At 69.8% G+C, this 14,991-nt stretch carries 13 protein-coding genes; 11 read left to right on the top strand and 2 right to left on the bottom strand.

Annotated elements, in window-relative coordinates; translation table 11 throughout:
- Positions 1-194 precede the first annotated feature (194 nt).
- From OG764_RS23830 to clpX, 3 genes are all read left to right on the top strand, one after another.
- Positions 195-812: an ATP-dependent Clp protease proteolytic subunit gene (locus tag OG764_RS23830; protein ID WP_328970459.1), complete on the top strand. Its 618-nt coding sequence runs from the start codon at positions 195-197 to the stop codon at positions 810-812.
- A 47-nt stretch (positions 813-859) separates the two neighbouring features.
- Positions 860-1,528, top strand: coding sequence for an ATP-dependent Clp protease proteolytic subunit (locus OG764_RS23835; RefSeq protein WP_328970460.1), 669 nt, complete (start codon positions 860-862; stop codon positions 1,526-1,528).
- 153 nt (positions 1,529-1,681) lie between these two features.
- Positions 1,682-2,968, top strand: coding sequence for an ATP-dependent Clp protease ATP-binding subunit ClpX (clpX, locus tag OG764_RS23840; protein WP_328970461.1), 1,287 nt, complete (start codon positions 1,682-1,684; stop codon positions 2,966-2,968).
- A 268-nt stretch (positions 2,969-3,236) separates the two neighbouring features.
- Here the strand turns inward: clpX and OG764_RS23845 are convergent, their stop codons facing one another.
- Complete coding sequence (locus tag OG764_RS23845; RefSeq protein ID WP_328970462.1) at positions 3,237-4,214, bottom strand: hypothetical protein; 978 nt, start codon at positions 4,212-4,214, stop codon at positions 3,237-3,239.
- A gap of 130 nt (positions 4,215-4,344) precedes the next feature.
- Between OG764_RS23845 and OG764_RS23850 the strand changes: the two genes are divergently transcribed.
- Together OG764_RS23850 and OG764_RS23855 are read left to right on the top strand one after the other, a co-directional pair.
- Complete coding sequence (locus tag OG764_RS23850) at positions 4,345-6,966, top strand: valine--tRNA ligase (RefSeq protein WP_328970463.1); 2,622 nt, start codon at positions 4,345-4,347, stop codon at positions 6,964-6,966.
- Positions 6,967-7,174: 208 nt separating this feature from the next.
- Positions 7,175-8,323 carry a sensor histidine kinase gene (locus OG764_RS23855; RefSeq protein ID WP_328970464.1) on the top strand — a complete coding sequence of 383 codons (1,149 nt, stop codon included), beginning with the start codon at positions 7,175-7,177 and terminating at the stop codon, positions 8,321-8,323.
- A 51-nt stretch (positions 8,324-8,374) separates the two neighbouring features.
- Here OG764_RS23855 and OG764_RS23860 read toward each other — a convergent pair whose 3' ends face one another.
- Positions 8,375-9,424: a rod shape-determining protein gene (locus OG764_RS23860; RefSeq protein WP_328970465.1), complete on the bottom strand. Its 1,050-nt coding sequence runs from the start codon at positions 9,422-9,424 to the stop codon at positions 8,375-8,377.
- A gap of 116 nt (positions 9,425-9,540) precedes the next feature.
- Between OG764_RS23860 and folC the strand changes: the two genes are divergently transcribed.
- From folC to mreD, 6 genes are all read left to right on the top strand, one after another.
- Positions 9,541-11,052, top strand: a complete 1,512-nt coding sequence (gene folC / locus OG764_RS23865) for a bifunctional tetrahydrofolate synthase/dihydrofolate synthase (RefSeq protein ID WP_328970466.1) — start codon at positions 9,541-9,543, stop codon at positions 11,050-11,052.
- Between the two features lie 4 nt (positions 11,053-11,056).
- Entirely contained in the window at positions 11,057-11,413 is a 357-nt protein-coding gene (locus OG764_RS23870; RefSeq protein WP_328970467.1) for a DUF4233 domain-containing protein, read from the top strand.
- Positions 11,414-11,477: 64 nt separating this feature from the next.
- Positions 11,478-11,888 carry a nucleoside-diphosphate kinase gene (gene ndk, locus OG764_RS23875; protein WP_328970468.1) on the top strand — a complete coding sequence of 137 codons (411 nt, stop codon included), beginning with the start codon at positions 11,478-11,480 and terminating at the stop codon, positions 11,886-11,888.
- Between the two features lie 298 nt (positions 11,889-12,186).
- Positions 12,187-13,206, top strand: a complete 1,020-nt coding sequence (locus OG764_RS23880) for a rod shape-determining protein (RefSeq protein WP_069923827.1) — start codon at positions 12,187-12,189, stop codon at positions 13,204-13,206.
- 122 nt (positions 13,207-13,328) lie between these two features.
- A complete protein-coding gene (mreC, locus tag OG764_RS23885) occupies positions 13,329-14,285 on the top strand; it encodes a rod shape-determining protein MreC (RefSeq protein ID WP_328970469.1) in 957 nt (318 codons plus the stop codon).
- 9 nt (positions 14,286-14,294) lie between these two features.
- The gene (mreD, locus tag OG764_RS23890) at positions 14,295-14,990 is read left to right on the top strand and encodes a rod shape-determining protein MreD (RefSeq protein WP_328970470.1); all 696 of its coding nucleotides are present in this window, start codon (positions 14,295-14,297) and stop codon (positions 14,988-14,990) included.
- Position 14,991 lies beyond the last annotated feature (1 nt).

Below are 14,991 nucleotides of genomic sequence, written 5' to 3' on the forward strand. Positions count from 1 at the left end.
ACCGCGTCCGGGCCCTCCGGCGTCCCTCGCGCACCGCTTGAGAGGCCATGCGTACCTTGCGCTCCCAGCGAACAGTTCGGGAAGCGGGATGGCGTTGTCCGACCTGCGCGTTAGGGTCCATGAATACGAGGGCACTGCCCTCTGAACGAGACGCTGAGACGGCACGTGGCCGTCGGAGACGAGCAGGTGGATACGTGACGAATCTGATGCCTTACGCCGCGGGTGAGCCGTCCATCGGTGGCGGCCTCGGCGACCATGTCTACAACCGGCTGCTCGGCGAGCGCATCATCTTCCTCGGCCAGCAGGTCGACGACGAGATCGCCAACAAGATCACGGCGCAGCTCCTCCTCCTGGCCGCCGAGCCGGAGAAGGACATCTACCTCTACATCAACAGCCCCGGCGGCTCGGTGACGGCCGGCATGGCGGTCTACGACACCATGCAGTACATCCCGAACGACGTCGTCACCATCGGTATGGGCATGGCGGCCTCCATGGGCCAGTTCCTGCTCACCGGCGGCGCCAAGGGCAAGCGCTTCGCGCTCCCGAACACCGACATCCTGATGCACCAGGGCTCCGCCGGCATCGGCGGCACCGCGTCGGACATCAAGATCCAGGCCCAGTACCTGCTGCGCACCAAGCAGCGCATGGCCGAGATCACCGCGCACCACTCGGGCCAGACCGTCGAGGCGATCATCCGCGACGGTGACCGCGACCGCTGGTTCACGGCGGAGGAGGCCAAGGAGTACGGCCTCATCGACCAGATCATCTCGGCCGCGTCCAACGTCCCGGGCGGCGGCGGCACCGGGGCCTGAGCCCCGCCCCGCACACGGAAAGCCCCAGCCCGCAGAACGCCACCAGGATGGTGAACACCCATATGCAGAACAACCTCTCCGCGAGCGCTCTCTACACCGGTGCGCAGGTGGACAACCGTTACGTCGTGCCGCGCTTCGTGGAGCGCACCTCGCAGGGCGTGCGCGAGTACGACCCGTACGCGAAGCTCTTCGAAGAGCGCGTGATCTTCCTCGGTGTGCAGATCGACGACGCCTCGGCCAACGACGTCATGGCGCAGCTGCTGTGCCTGGAGTCGATGGACCCGGACCGCGACATCTCGATCTACATCAACAGCCCCGGTGGCTCCTTCACCGCGCTGACGGCGATCTACGACACCATGCAGTTCGTGAAGCCGGACATCCAGACGGTCTGCATGGGCCAGGCGGCCTCCGCCGCCGCGGTCCTGCTCGCCGCCGGCACCCCCGGCAAGCGCATGGCCCTGCCGAACGCCCGCGTGCTGATCCACCAGCCGTCCGGCGGCACCGGCCGTGAGCAGCTCTCCGACCTGGAGATCGCGGCCAACGAGATCCTGCGCATGCGCGACCAGCTGGAGTCCATGCTGGCCAAGCACTCGTCCACGCCGATCGAGAAGATCCGCGAGGACATCGAGCGCGACAAGATCCTCACGGCCGAGGACGCGCTCGCGTACGGCCTGATCGACCAGATCGTCTCCACCCGCAAGATGAACAACGGCTGATCCTTGCGGCCCCTTGGCGTGGCCGTATCGTCACGAACGGCGATGTGAACCACGTCAAGGGGGCCCCGAACCGGGGCCCCGGCAAGGTACCGTCGGATATGAGGCACCAGGAGCGCTGAACCAGGCGTCTCCCAGGCGAAGGGGAAGCACCTCGTGGCACGCATCGGTGACGGCGGCGACCTGCTCAAGTGCTCGTTCTGCGGAAAGAGCCAGAAGCAGGTGAAGAAGCTCATCGCAGGACCCGGTGTGTACATCTGCGACGAGTGCATCGACCTCTGCAACGAGATCATCGAAGAGGAACTCGCGGAGACTTCCGAGGTCCGGTGGGAGGAACTCCCCAAGCCCCGTGAGATCTACGAGTTCCTGGAGAGCTACGTCGTCGGCCAGGAGCCGGCGAAGAAGGCGCTCTCGGTAGCGGTCTACAACCACTACAAGCGGGTCCAGGCCGGCGAGAACGGCGGCGCGCAGGGCCGTGACGACGCGATCGAGCTCGCGAAGTCCAACATCCTGCTGCTGGGCCCCACGGGCTCCGGCAAGACGCTGCTGGCGCAGACGCTGGCCCGCATGCTCAACGTCCCGTTCGCCATCGCCGACGCGACGGCGCTGACGGAGGCCGGCTATGTCGGCGAGGACGTCGAGAACATCCTGCTCAAGCTGATCCAGGCGGCGGACTACGACGTCAAGAAGGCCGAGACCGGGATCATCTACATCGACGAGATCGACAAGGTCGCCCGCAAGAGCGAGAACCCGTCGATCACGCGCGACGTCTCCGGCGAGGGCGTGCAGCAGGCCCTCCTGAAGATCCTGGAAGGCACGACGGCTTCGGTCCCGCCCCAGGGCGGCCGCAAGCACCCGCACCAGGAGTTCATCCAGATCGACACGACGAACGTGCTCTTCATCGTGGGCGGCGCCTTCGCCGGCCTCGAGAGGATCATCGAGTCGCGTGCGGGCGCCAAGGGCATCGGCTTCGGGGCGACGATCCGCTCGAAGCGCGAGATCGAGGCGAGCGACCAGTTCCACGAGGTCATGCCGGAGGACCTGGTGAAGTTCGGGATGATCCCCGAGTTCATCGGCCGCCTCCCCGTGATCACCTCGGTCCACAACCTGGACCGCGAGGCGCTGCTGCAGATCCTCGTCGAGCCGCGCAACGCGCTGGTCAAGCAGTACCAGCGGCTGTTCGAACTCGACGGCGTCGAGCTGGACTTCGAGCGCGGCGCGCTGGAGGCCATCGCGGACCAGGCGATCCTCCGCCAGACCGGCGCGCGCGGCCTGCGCGCCATCATGGAAGAGGTCCTGATGTCGGTGATGTACGAGGTCCCGTCCCGCAAGGACGTGGCCCGCGTGGTCATCTCGGCCGACGTGGTCCGCTCCAACGTGAACCCGACCCTCGTCCCCCGCATCGTCCCCAAGGACCAGGGCCCGCACGAGAAGTCCGCGTAGTCGGTCAGTTGTATGCAGATGGGGTGCCTCCGGCCAACTTGGCCGGAGGCACCCCATCTGGCGTTCGTAGGCCAGCCAAATTCCCCAAAATTAGGCCACATGTTCGAGATGGTGTGGATCTTGAGTCATCTGGGTGATCGACTCCTCCCTGTTGGATGAGGCCCGTGAAGCGTGCTACCAGGCGTCCCGTCCCGCATAACACCGCACTACGAAAAGGGGCGCCCCGCCAGCTGGCAGGGCGCCCCTTTTCGTGTCGGGCGGGCGGGTGTTACTTCTTCACGCGCGCCGTGTTGTAGAGTTTCGCGGCGTACTCGGCCGACTGCTCCAGGGTGTAGCCCTTGCCGCCGGTCATCATCTTGCTGATGTCGAGCGGCATCACGATGCCCATGGTGCTGTAGTCCGTCCAGATGCACATCGGCACCGTGAACTCCTTCGGCTGCAGCGGGTTCGCGGACTTTTCCTTGGACTCGAACTTGGCGTCCTGGCACTTCATCAGCGCGCCGTCGAAGCCTGCGGGCTTCATCGTCTGAGCGGCGCCGACGAAGGTGACTTCCTGCTTCTTGTCGTCCTCCTCGGCGCTGTTCTTCATCAGCGCGAAGGACGCATCGAGGGTCTTCGCAGGGTCGGCGATCTCGCCGTAGATACCGGAGAACTGGAGGAGCTTCGACTGCATCGGCTGGGCCGGGTCACCGGCCTGGTACCCCTGCTGCGCCTGCTCAGGGTTCTTGATGCCGATGCCCTCGGCTTCCTTCTTGTCCTTGCTGGAGAAGCTGTCCGACTTCTCGTTGCCCTTCTTGAACTCGGCGACCGCCGCCGGCGGGACCAGCTTGTAGCCCTTCGTGGCGTCCGAGACGTCGCCGTTTCCGGCCTTCCCGTTCAGGAGGAACCACGCGCCGCCGCCGATGGCCGCGACTGCCACGATGGCGGCGAGGACGATGAGGCCCGTCTTCTTCTTGGCCGGGGGCTGCATCGGCTGCATCGGGCCGCCGTACGGGGGCGTCGGCGGCTGCTGGCCGTACTGGTTCGGCTGCGGGGGCATGCCCGGCTGTTGCGGGTAGCCGTATCCCTGCTGGGGGACGCCCTGCGGGGCCTGTTGCGGGTAGCCGTATCCGGGCTGCGGGGCGGGCTGCCCGTACGGGTTCGGCTGCTGCGGCTGCTGGCCGTACGGATTGGGCTGCTGCGGCTGGCCGCCGTACGGTCCCGGCTGCTGCGGCTGTCCGTATGGTCCGGGCTGGTTGTGGCTCATTCCCTCGTCCCCCTGTGCAGGATCCTTATGTGTCGCTGACATCCTGGCGGAAGCCCGGCGGCGCCAAGGCCCTGGGGGCACCCGTTTACCGGTTTCAGTACCGGACCGTTACGCCTCTAAACTGTGGCTCGTGACCGAGAACACGCAGACACCCAGCAGCCCCAACTCCGAACTGCCGACCCAGTACGCGCCGGCCGAGGTAGAGGGGAAGCTCTACGAGCGCTGGGTAGAGCGCGGTTACTTCGAGGCCGACGCGAAGAGCGACAAGCCGCCGTTCACCGTCGTCATCCCGCCCCCGAACGTCACCGGCAGCCTGCACCTCGGCCACGCGTTCGAGCACACGCTGATCGACGCCCTCACCCGGCGCAAGCGGATGCAGGGCTTCGAGACGCTGTGGCAGCCTGGCATGGACCACGCCGGCATCGCCACCCAGAACGTCGTCGAGCGCGAGCTTGCCAAGGAGGGCAAGTCCCGCCACGACCTCGGCCGCGAGGCGTTCGTCGAGCGCGTCTGGCAGTGGAAGGGCGAGTCCGGCGGTCAGATCTCCGGCCAGATGCGCCGCCTCGGCGACGGCGTCGACTGGTCGCGTGAGCGCTTCACCATGGACGAGGGCCTGTCCGAGGCCGTCCAGACCATCTTCAAGAAGCTCTACGACGACGAGCTGATCTACCGCGCCGAGCGCATCATCAACTGGTGCCCGCGCTGCCTGACCGCGATCTCCGACATCGAGGTCGAGTACCAGGACGACGACGGCGAGCTCGTCTCCATCCGCTACGGGGACGGGGACGCCTCCATCGTCGTCGCCACCACCCGCGCGGAGACGATGCTCGGTGACACGGCCGTCGCCGTCCACCCCGAGGACGAGCGCTACCGGCACCTGGTCGGCGCCGAGATCGAGCTGCCGCTGACCGGCCGCCGGATCCCGGTCGTCGCGGACGAGCACGTCGACCCGGAGTTCGGCACCGGCGCCGTCAAGGTGACCCCGGCGCACGACCCCAACGACTTCGAGATCGGCCAGCGCCACGGCCTGCCGAACCTCGCCGTCATGGACGAGCGCGCCGTCATCACCGTCCATGGCCCGTTCGAGGGCCTGGACCGGCTGGAGGCCCGCTCCGCCATCGTCGCCGCGCTGCGCGCCGAGGGCCGGATCGTCGCCGAGAAGCGCCCGTACAGCCACTCCGTCGGCCACTGCTCGCGCTGCAAGACCACCATCGAGCCGCGCCTGTCGATGCAGTGGTGGGTCAAGGTCGGACCGCTCGCGAAGGCCGCCGGCGACGCGGTCCGCGACGGCAAGGTCAAGATCCACCCGCAGGAGATGGAGAAGCGCTACTTCGACTGGGTCGACAACCTCCACGACTGGTGCATCTCGCGCCAGCTGTGGTGGGGCCACCGGATCCCGGTCTGGTACGGCCCGAACGGCGAGGTCGTGTGCGTCGGACCCGACGAGCAGCCGCCGGCGGGCGAGGGCTGGACCCAGGACACCGACGTCCTCGACACCTGGTTCTCCTCCGGCCTGTGGCCCTTCTCCACGCTGGGCTGGCCGCAGCAGACCGAGAGCCTCGCGAAGTTCTACCCGAACTCCGTCCTGGTCACCGGCTACGACATCCTGTTCTTCTGGGTCGCCCGGATGATGATGTTCGGTCTGTACGCGATGGACGGCACCCCGCCGTTCCACACCATCGCCCTGCACGGCATGGTCCGCGACGAGCGCGGCAAGAAGATGTCGAAGTCCTTCGGCAACGCGGTCAACCCGCTCGACTGGATGGACAAGTACGGCTCGGACGCCGTCCGCTTCACGCTGGCCAAGGGCGCCAACCCGGGTGTCGACGTCCCGATCGGCGAGGACTGGGTCCAGGCGTCCCGGAACTTCGCCAACAAGATCTGGAACGCCACGCGCTTCGCGATGATGAACGGCGCCACGATCGAGGGCGAGCTGCCCCCGGCCGAGCAGCTGTCGGCGACCGACCGGTGGATCCTGTCCCGCCTGAACAAGACGGTCGCGCAGGTCGACGCGCTGTACGAGGACTACCAGTTCGCCAAGCTCAGCGAGGCGCTCTACCACTTCGCGTGGGACGAGGTCTTCGACTGGTACGTCGAGCTGTCGAAGACGACGTTCTTCGCGGGCGGCGAGCAGGCCAAGGTCTCCGGCCGGGTCCTGGGCGAGGTCCTCGACGTCACCCTGCGGCTGCTGCACCCGATCGTTCCGTTCGTCACCGAGACGCTGTGGACCACCCTCACCGGCGGTGAGTCGGTCGTCATCGCGGACTGGCCGGTCGACAGCGGCTTCCGCGACGACGCCGCCGAGGCCGAGATCGTGAACCTCCAGGCCGTCGTCACCGAGGTCCGCCGGTTCCGCGCCGACCAGGGCCTGCAGCCGGGCCAGAAGGTCCCGGCCCGCCTGGACCTCGACGGCACGCCGCTGGCCGCCCACGAGGGCGCCATCCGCCAGCTGCTGCGCCTGCAGCCTGAGGGCGACGACTTCAGCGCCACCGCGACCCTCCCGGTCGCCGGCGCCACCGTCGCCCTCGACCTCTCCGGCACCATCGACGTGGCCGCCGAGCGCAAGCGGCTCGCGAAGGACCTGGCCGCCGCCGAGAAGGAGAAGCAGCAGGCCGAGGCGAAGCTCGGGAACGAGGCCTTCCTGGCCAAGGCCCCCGACAACGTCGTGGACAAGATCAAGGGCCGGCTGGCCAAGGCCGAGACGGACATCGCCCGGATCCAGGCCCAGCTGGACGCGCTGCCGGCCGCCTGACGGCGACCCGGCGGCCGCCGGAATTCCCCGTAGCCGTATGCGAAGGCCCCCCGCTCCTCTTCGGAGCGGGGGGCCTTCGCGTGGGCCGTGCCGGACGGAAGGTCACGAGCGTCATGGGTCGAATGTCCCGATCTCAGGTGCCATAAATCACTTTTTTCGGGCACCGGGCTGATCGGATCCGCCGGGCGGACCTTGGATGATGGAAGGCATGCGCGTCATGCCCGCCGCCTCGGCGATCCAGTGGACCGCGGCCACGGGCCGGCGGCTCGCGCGGGGCTGGGCCGGATCGCCCCGGGCTCTGGACGTCCTCGCCGCGGGCGGCTGCTTCGCCCTGATGATGCTCGACCTGCCCGGCCTGGCCTCGGCCGACAACTCGCTCAACGGCGCCACGGCCACCCTCGTGCTGGCGGCCGGCGCGGCCACGATGCTGGTGCGGCGGCAGGCGCCCTGGGTCGGCTATCTGACCGCCCTGCTGTTCATCGGCTGGCTGCACGAGCTGACCCTGATCCAGTTCGCGCTCTACTCCCTCGGCCGCTACCGGGGCCGCCGGGCCGGCGCCCTCGCCACCGCCGGCTACGTGGGCTACGCCTACCTGCTGTTCAACCTGCCCGGCTGGCCGGCCCACCAGGGCGACACGCTCAGCTCGTTCCTGAGCCTGGTGGTCCCCATCGGGGTGCTCGCCGCGGCCGTCGGCATCGCCGCCTACCGGCACGACCTGGTCCGCGAGCTGGACGTGCGGCAGGCGGAGTCGGCCGTCCTGCAGGCCGTACAGCAGGAGCGCACCTCGGTCGCGCGGGACGTGCACGACTTCGTGGGGCGCGAGCTGACCCTGCTGACGGTCCGCTCCGAGGTGCTCGCGATGCGCTCGCGCGGCACCGCGCACGAGAAGGACTTCGACGAGCTGTCGGAGACCGCGCGACGGGCCCACCTGGTCCTCAACGAGATCATCGTGCAGCGCGGGGAGCGGGCCGCGACCCCGGGGGTGGACGGGCTGCCGGCCCTCGCGGAGGAGAGCGGCCGGGCCGGTTCGCCCGTACGGCTGTCCGTGGACGAGGCCACGCACGGACTGTCGCCGCTGCGGCAGGCAGCCGTCTACCGGGTGGTCCAGGAGTGCCTGACCAACGCGGCCAAGCACGCGAGCGGCGCCACCGTCGACGTCTCGATCTCGGCCGACGGCCCGCGGCTGCGGATCGCCGTCGGGAACGCGCTCCCCGCCCGCTCCCCGCTGCGGGCCCCGGTCTCGTCGGGCTCGGGCACCGCGAGCATGTCCGAGCGCGTCAGCAGCCTTGGCGGCACGCTGACCGCGACGCGCACGGACGACCGGTACGAGGTCGTCGCCACGCTCCCGCGCGGCTGACCGGCCGGGCCGCCCCGGCCCGCCCCACCCGTACGGCCCAACCCCTACGGCTCAGCTCCGGGCCGGGGCCAGCAGGCGGCCGAGGGTGTCCAGGTCCTCCACGCACTTCCCCGAGCCCAGCGCCACGCAGTCCAGCGGGTCGTCGGCCACGAACACCGGGATGCCGGTGGCCGAGGCCATCCGCAGGTCCAGCCCCGGCAGCAGCGCCCCGCCGCCCGTCAGCACGATCCCGTGTTCCATCACGTCGCCCGACAGCTCGGGCGGGCACTCCTCCAGGGTGGTGCGCACCGCCGCGATGATCGCCTCCACCGGTTCGTCGAGGGCGCTGCGCACGTCGCCGGCGGTCAGCTCCAGGGTCTTGGGCATGCCGCCGACCTTCTCGCGGCCGCGGACGGTGAAGGTCCGGGTCTCCAGCTCGGGCCGGTCCGGCACCGGCCACGCGGAGCCGATGGCGACCTTGATGTCCTCGGCGGAGCGCTCGCCGATCAGCAGTGCGTGCGCCTTGCGCACGTAGTCGGTGATCGCGGCGTCCATCCGGTCGCCGCCGACCCGCAGGGACTGGGCGGTGACGATGCCGCCGAGCGAGATCACCGCGACCTCGGTGGTGCCGCCGCCGATGTCGACGACCATCGAACCGCGCGGCTCGGACACCGGCAGTCCGGCGCCGATCGCGGCCGCCATCGGCTCCTCGATCAGATGGACCGTACGGGCGCCGGCCCGGGTGGAGGCGTGCACGATGGCGCGGCGCTCGACGGGGGTGACCCCGGAGGGGACGCAGACGACCATGCGGGTGCGCGTGCGGCGGCCGGGCACGGCCTTGCGCACGAAGTGCCGGATCATCTCCTCGGCCGCCTCGTAGTCGCAGATCACGCCGTCCTTCAGGGGGCGGATCGCGGTGATCGAGCCGGGGGTGCGGCCGATGGTCTCCTTGGCTTCGGCGCCGACGGCCAGCGCGACGGTGGTGCCCGCCTTGACGGCGACCACGGACGGTTCGTTCAGGACGATGCCGTGCCCCCGTGCGTAGACCAGGGTGTTCGCGGTCCCCAGGTCTATCCCGATGTCGCGGCTGGAAGCTGTCTTGTTGGTGCTGGCCTGCGGCATTTGTTCCCCTATCCTCTGCCGCAAGGCTTGCATAACGATCACGGCCCCCTTTCCGCCGAAGGTCCCGAACCGGCCGGGTCGAAAGTCCCCGCGCCCCCCGTCCGTAGACTGGTCCCGTGAGTGAGCAGCAGCCCGACAGCGCCGACCGGTCCGACGAATTCGATGAACTCGTCGCCGAGCAGACCGACCGCGACCCCGACATGGCGGTGATCGAGGCCGGCAGCCGCACCCTGCGCGCCATGGCCGGACCGCCGACGGGCGATCCGGTACCGACCCGACCCGCGGACCCGGAGGTGGACCGGGCCCTGCGCGAGGTGGAGGAGGAGCTCGCCGGCCGCTGGGGCGAGACCAAGCTGGAGCCGTCGGTGTCGCGCATCGCGGCCCTGATGGACGTGCTGGGCGAGCCGCAGCGCGCGTACCCCTCGATCCACGTCACCGGCACGAACGGCAAGACCAGCACCGCCCGCATGATCGAGGCGTTGCTGAACGCGTTCGACCTGCGGACCGGCCGCTACACCAGCCCGCACGTCCAGTCGGTCACCGAGCGGATCAGCCTCGACGGGGCCCCGATCGACGCCGAGCGCTTCATCGAGACCTACCGCGACGTCCAGCCGTACGTCGAGATGGTGGACGCGGCCCAGGAGTACCGGCTCTCCTTCTTCGAGGTGCTCACCGGCATGGCGTACGCGGCCTTCGCGGACGCGCCGGTGGACGCGGCCGTGGTCGAGGTCGGGATGGGCGGCAGCTGGGACGCGACGAACGTCATCGACGGCTCGGTCGCGGTGATCACCCCGATCAGCCTCGACCACACCGACCGGCTCGGCTCCACGCCCGGCGAGATCGCCCAGGAGAAGGGCGGCATCATCAAGCAGGGCGCCACCGTGATCCTGGCGCAGCAGCCCGTGGACGCCGCCCAGGTGCTCCTGAAGAAGGCCGTCGAGGTCGACGCCACCGTGGCCCGCGCGGGCATGGAGTTCGGCGTGGTCGCGCGCGAGGTGGCGGTCGGCGGCCAGCAGCTGACCCTGCGCGGCCTCGGCGGCGAGTACGCGGACGTGTTCCTGCCGCTGTACGGCGAGCACATGGCGCAGAACGCGGCGGTGGCGCTGGCCGCGGTCGAGGCGTTCTTCGGCGTCGGCGCGGAGCACGCGCGGCCGCTGGACGTGGACACCATCCGCCGGGCCTTCGCCTCCGTGACCTCCCCGGGCCGGATGGAGGTGGTCCGGCGCAGCCCCACCGTGGTGCTGGACGCCGCCCACAACCCGGCGGGCGCGCAGGTCACCGCGGCGGCCGTCACCGAGGCGTTCGGCTTCAGCCGGCTGGTCGGCGTGGTCGGCGCGAGTGACGGCAAGGACGTCCGCGGGGTGCTCGAAGCCTTCGAACCGATTTTCGCCGAGGTCGTGGTCACGGAGAACACCAGCCACCGGGCGCTGGGCGCGGACGAGCTGGCCGCCGTCGCGGTCGAGGTGTTCGGCCCCGACCGGGTGCAGGTCGAGCCGCGGCTCGACGACGCGCTGGAGGCGGCCATCACCCTCGCGGAGGAAGAGGCCGAGTACGGAGGGGCCGGGGTCCTGGTGACCGGTTCCGTGATCACGGTGGGCGAGGCCCGCCTGCTGCTGAAGAGGGGCTGACGGCATGCGCACGCTCTGCGCGAGCACTTTGATCGGTGAATTCTTCGTCATCGGATTCGCCGGCCTGGTCGCCATGAAGGGCGACCTGTCCCAGGCCACGGTCTGGACGGTCTGCGGCATCGGCATGCTGCTGTCGGTCCTGCTGTGCGGGATGCTGTCGCGCCCCGGCGCGGTGCAGATCGGCTGGGCCCTGCAGATCGGCCTGATCCTCAGCGGTTTCGTCGTCCCGACCATGTTCTTCCTGGGCGCGGTCTTCGCCGGGCTGTGGTGGTGCTCGGTCCACTACGGCCGCCGCATCGACGAGGTGAAGGCCCGCTGGGCGGCCCAGGCCGAGGCGGCCCCCGCACCTGACGCTGCGTGACGGCCGGGCGGACCCGCCCTGTAGCCTCGTGGTACCGCACCCGTATGCCGCAAGGAGTTAGAACATGACCCAGCGCACTCTCGTCATCCTCAAGCCCGACGCTGTCCGTCGCGGCTTGATCGGCGAGGTCATCGGCCGCATCGAGCGCAAGGCCGGCTGGACCATCCCCGCCCTTGAGCTGCGCACGCTGGACCAGGAGACCCTGGAGGCGCACTACGGGGAGCACAAGGGCAAGCCCTTCTACGAGCCGCTCATGGGCTTCATGGCCTCCGGCCCGGTCGTGGTCCTCGTGGTCGAGGGCGAGCGCGCCATCGAGGGCGTGCGCACCCTCGCGGGTCCGACCGACCCGATCGCCGCCACGCCTGGCTCCATTCGGGGCGACTTCGGCACCATCGTCCGCGAGAACCTGATTCACGCGTCCGACTCCGAGGAGTCCGCCGAGCGTGAGCTCAAGCTGTTCTTCCCCGCGCTCTGAGGCCCTGCCGACCGACGCGACATCAGCCATATAGCGCTCATGACCTGGGGCGACCGAAGTAATTTCGGTCGCCCTTCGGTATTGCGGCGCCAGGCCGGGAACGCATGGCCCGGACACGACGTCACCATAAAGGGGACGGGTATCCGTTCCGGCGGGAGCCGGGGTCCCATCGCGCATTCTCGGTACATGCGGCACTACGATGAGGCTTCCACCCACACAGCCACCTCGCCGACTCCTGACAGCAGCCGCTTTCAACCGGGAAGGCCAGACGCTCCTCATGGGGAACAAGGGGAACAACATGTCGTTCATCGGCCGTGACATGGCGATCGACCTCGGGACCGCCAACACGCTGGTGTACGTGAGGGGCCGGGGGATCGTCCTGAACGAGCCTTCCGTGGTCGCCATCAACACGAACACCGGCGGCATTCTCGCGGTCGGCTCCGAGGCGAAGAAGATGATCGGCCGGACGCCCGGCAACATCGTCGCCGTCCGACCTCTCAAGGACGGCGTGATCGCCGACTTCGAGATCACCGAGCGCATGCTCCGGTACTTCATCCTCAAGATCCACAAGCGCCGCTACCTGGCCCGCCCGCGGGTGGTCGTCTGCGTTCCCTCCGGCATCACCGGGGTCGAGCGCCGCGCCGTCATCGAGGCCTCCACCCAGGCCGGCGCCCGCCAGGTGCACATCATCGAAGAGCCCATGGCCGCCGCGATCGGGGCCGGCCTGCCGGTCCACGAGGCGACCGGGAACATGGTGGTGGACATCGGCGGCGGCACCACCGAGGTCGCCGTCATCTCGCTCGGCGGAATCGTCACGGCACAGTCCATCCGGGTGGCCGGCGACGAGCTCGACAACGCGATCATCCAGCACATCAAGAAGGAGTACTCGCTCCTCCTCGGTGAGCGGACCGCCGAACAGATCAAGATCACCATCGGTTCGGCGTACGACCTCGACAAGGACGAGCACACCGAGATCCGCGGCCGCGACCTGGTCTCGGGCCTGCCCAAGACCGTCGTCATCTCCGCCGCCGAGGTCCGCAAGGCCATCGAAGAACCCGTCAACGCCATCGTCGACGCGGTCAAGACCACCCTCGACAAGTGCCCGCCGGAGCTCTCCGGCGACATCATGGACCGCGGCATCGTCCTCACCGGCGGCGGCGCCCTCCTGCGCGGCCTCGACGAACGGCTGCGCCGCGAGACCGGCATGCCCATCCACATCGCCGAGGACCCGCTCGACTCCGTCGCGCTCGGCTCCGGCAAGTGCGTCGAGGAGTTCGAGGCCCTCCAGCAGGTTCTGGACGCACAGCCCAGGCGTTGACCCCTCCCTCAGGGGGCTGAGCGGAACACAGAGATCCGCCGTACGGGTGCTACCGCGCCCGTGCGGCGGATCGTTGATATACAGACACAAAGATTCCGATGAGGAAGGCACGGCCGCCGCACGTGAGGGACACACGAGAGAGCCGGCTGCTCCTGGTACTGCTGGTCGCCATCGCGTTCGCGCTGATCACGGTGGACATCCGGGCAGGCGAGGAGTCGCCGGTCGACGGTGCCCGGCAGGCCGCCGCCGCGGTCTTCGGACCGGTCGAGGAAGGCGTCGCCGACGCGGTCGACCCGGTCGCCAACGCCATAGGAGCCGTACGGGACTCGGGCAAGCGCCACAACCGGATCACCGCACTGGAGCGCGAGAACTCCGCGCTCAAGGCCCGGCTCGGCAGCGACGAACGCAACCACAGCCGGATCCGCGAGCTCGACGACATGCTCAAGAAGGCCGGCGCCGGCCAGTACGGCATCAAGGGCGCCGAGGTCATCGCCATAGGAGCGGCCCAGGGCTTCTCCTGGACCGTCACCATCGACGCGGGCAGCAAGGACGGCATCAGCCGGGACATGACGGTGCTCAACGGCGACGGGCTCGTCGGCCGCGTCACCACCGTCGGCCCGGACACCGCCACCGTCCTGCTCGCCAACGACCCCGACTTCACCGTCGGCACCCGGCTGGAGAGCTCCGGCGAACTCGGCTTCGCCACCGGACAGGGCGACCGGGCCCTGTCCGTCCAGATGCTCAACGGCCGGGCCAAGATCGGCCCCGGCGACCGGCTCGTCACCTTCGGCTCCCGCGGCAACAAGCCCTTCGTGCCCGGCGTTCCCATCGGCGAGGTGGTCCGCGTGGAACCCGCCCGCGGCGACCTCACCCGTACCGTCTGGCTCCGCCCGTACGTCGGTTTCTCCCGGCTCGACATCGTCGGCGTCGTCGTGATGCCGCCGCGCACCGACCCGCGTGACGTCGTGCTGCCGCCCCGCCCCGCGAAGCCCAAGCCCGTACCGACGGTCACCGTGACGGTCGCGCCCTCGGCGAGCCCGTCCGCCGGCGACGCCGCCGCACAGCCGGCCGACGACTAGGAGACCGTCATGCGCTTCAACCGGATCCTGCTCGCGTCGTCGCTGGTCGTGGTCGCGCTCGTCGTCCAGGTCACCATCCTGGGACGGCTGCAGCTCCCGGGTGCCGTCCCCGACCTCGTCCTGCTCACCGTCGTCGCCCTGGCGCTCGTGTACGGACACGTCAGCGGCGCCCTCATCGGCTTCGGCGCCGGACTCCTGTCCGACCTCGCGCCACCCGCCGACCACGCCGCCGGCCGCTACGCGCTCGTGCTGTGCGTCATCGGCTACGTCGCCGGGCTCGTCCGCCCCGACAACGGCCGGTTCCGCTCGGCCTGGGGCCCGATGCTCACCGTCGTCGCCGCTGCCCTCGGCTCGACCCTGCTGTACGCACTGGTCGGCGCCCTGGTCGGCGACACCGCCGCCCGCCATGTCGGGCTGAGCGGGCTGCTGTTCACCGCGGCCCTGTACGACCTGCTGCTGGCGCCGTTCAGCGTGCCGTTCATCATGGCGCTCGCCCGCCGCGCCGAGAATGACCCGATGGCGGTCGACGCCAACGGCGGCCCGCCCCAGGGCACCGACGTCTCGTCCGGCTGGCTCTCGGGCGGCACGGGCCTGCGCATCGGCAGCCAGCGCGGCGGCCTGCGCCTGCGGACCGCCCGCAACCGGGCCGGCCGGGCCGGGCGGATAAAGGGAGTCAAAGGCGTGAAGAGCGTCAAGAAGCTGTGAC

The organism is Streptomyces sp. NBC_00239, assembly GCF_036194065.1.
In the GTDB taxonomy this organism is placed as follows: domain Bacteria; phylum Actinomycetota; class Actinomycetes; order Streptomycetales; family Streptomycetaceae; genus Streptomyces.

Coding starts and splice junctions, on each gene's coding strand:
- OG764_RS23835 (WP_328970460.1), top strand. CDS start 860: ATGGTGAACACCCATATGCAGAACAACCTCTCCGCGAGCGCTCTCTAC.
- OG764_RS23845 (WP_328970462.1), bottom strand. CDS start 4,214: ATGAGCCACAACCAGCCCGGACCATACGGACAGCCGCAGCAGCCGGGA.
- OG764_RS23855 (WP_328970464.1), top strand. CDS start 7,175: ATGCGCGTCATGCCCGCCGCCTCGGCGATCCAGTGGACCGCGGCCACG.
- OG764_RS23860 (WP_328970465.1), bottom strand. CDS start 9,424: ATGCCGCAGGCCAGCACCAACAAGACAGCTTCCAGCCGCGACATCGGG.
- OG764_RS23870 (WP_328970467.1), top strand. CDS start 11,057: ATGCGCACGCTCTGCGCGAGCACTTTGATCGGTGAATTCTTCGTCATC.
- ndk (WP_328970468.1), top strand. CDS start 11,478: ATGACCCAGCGCACTCTCGTCATCCTCAAGCCCGACGCTGTCCGTCGC.
- OG764_RS23880 (WP_069923827.1), top strand. CDS start 12,187: ATGTCGTTCATCGGCCGTGACATGGCGATCGACCTCGGGACCGCCAAC.
- mreD (WP_328970470.1), top strand. CDS start 14,295: ATGCGCTTCAACCGGATCCTGCTCGCGTCGTCGCTGGTCGTGGTCGCG.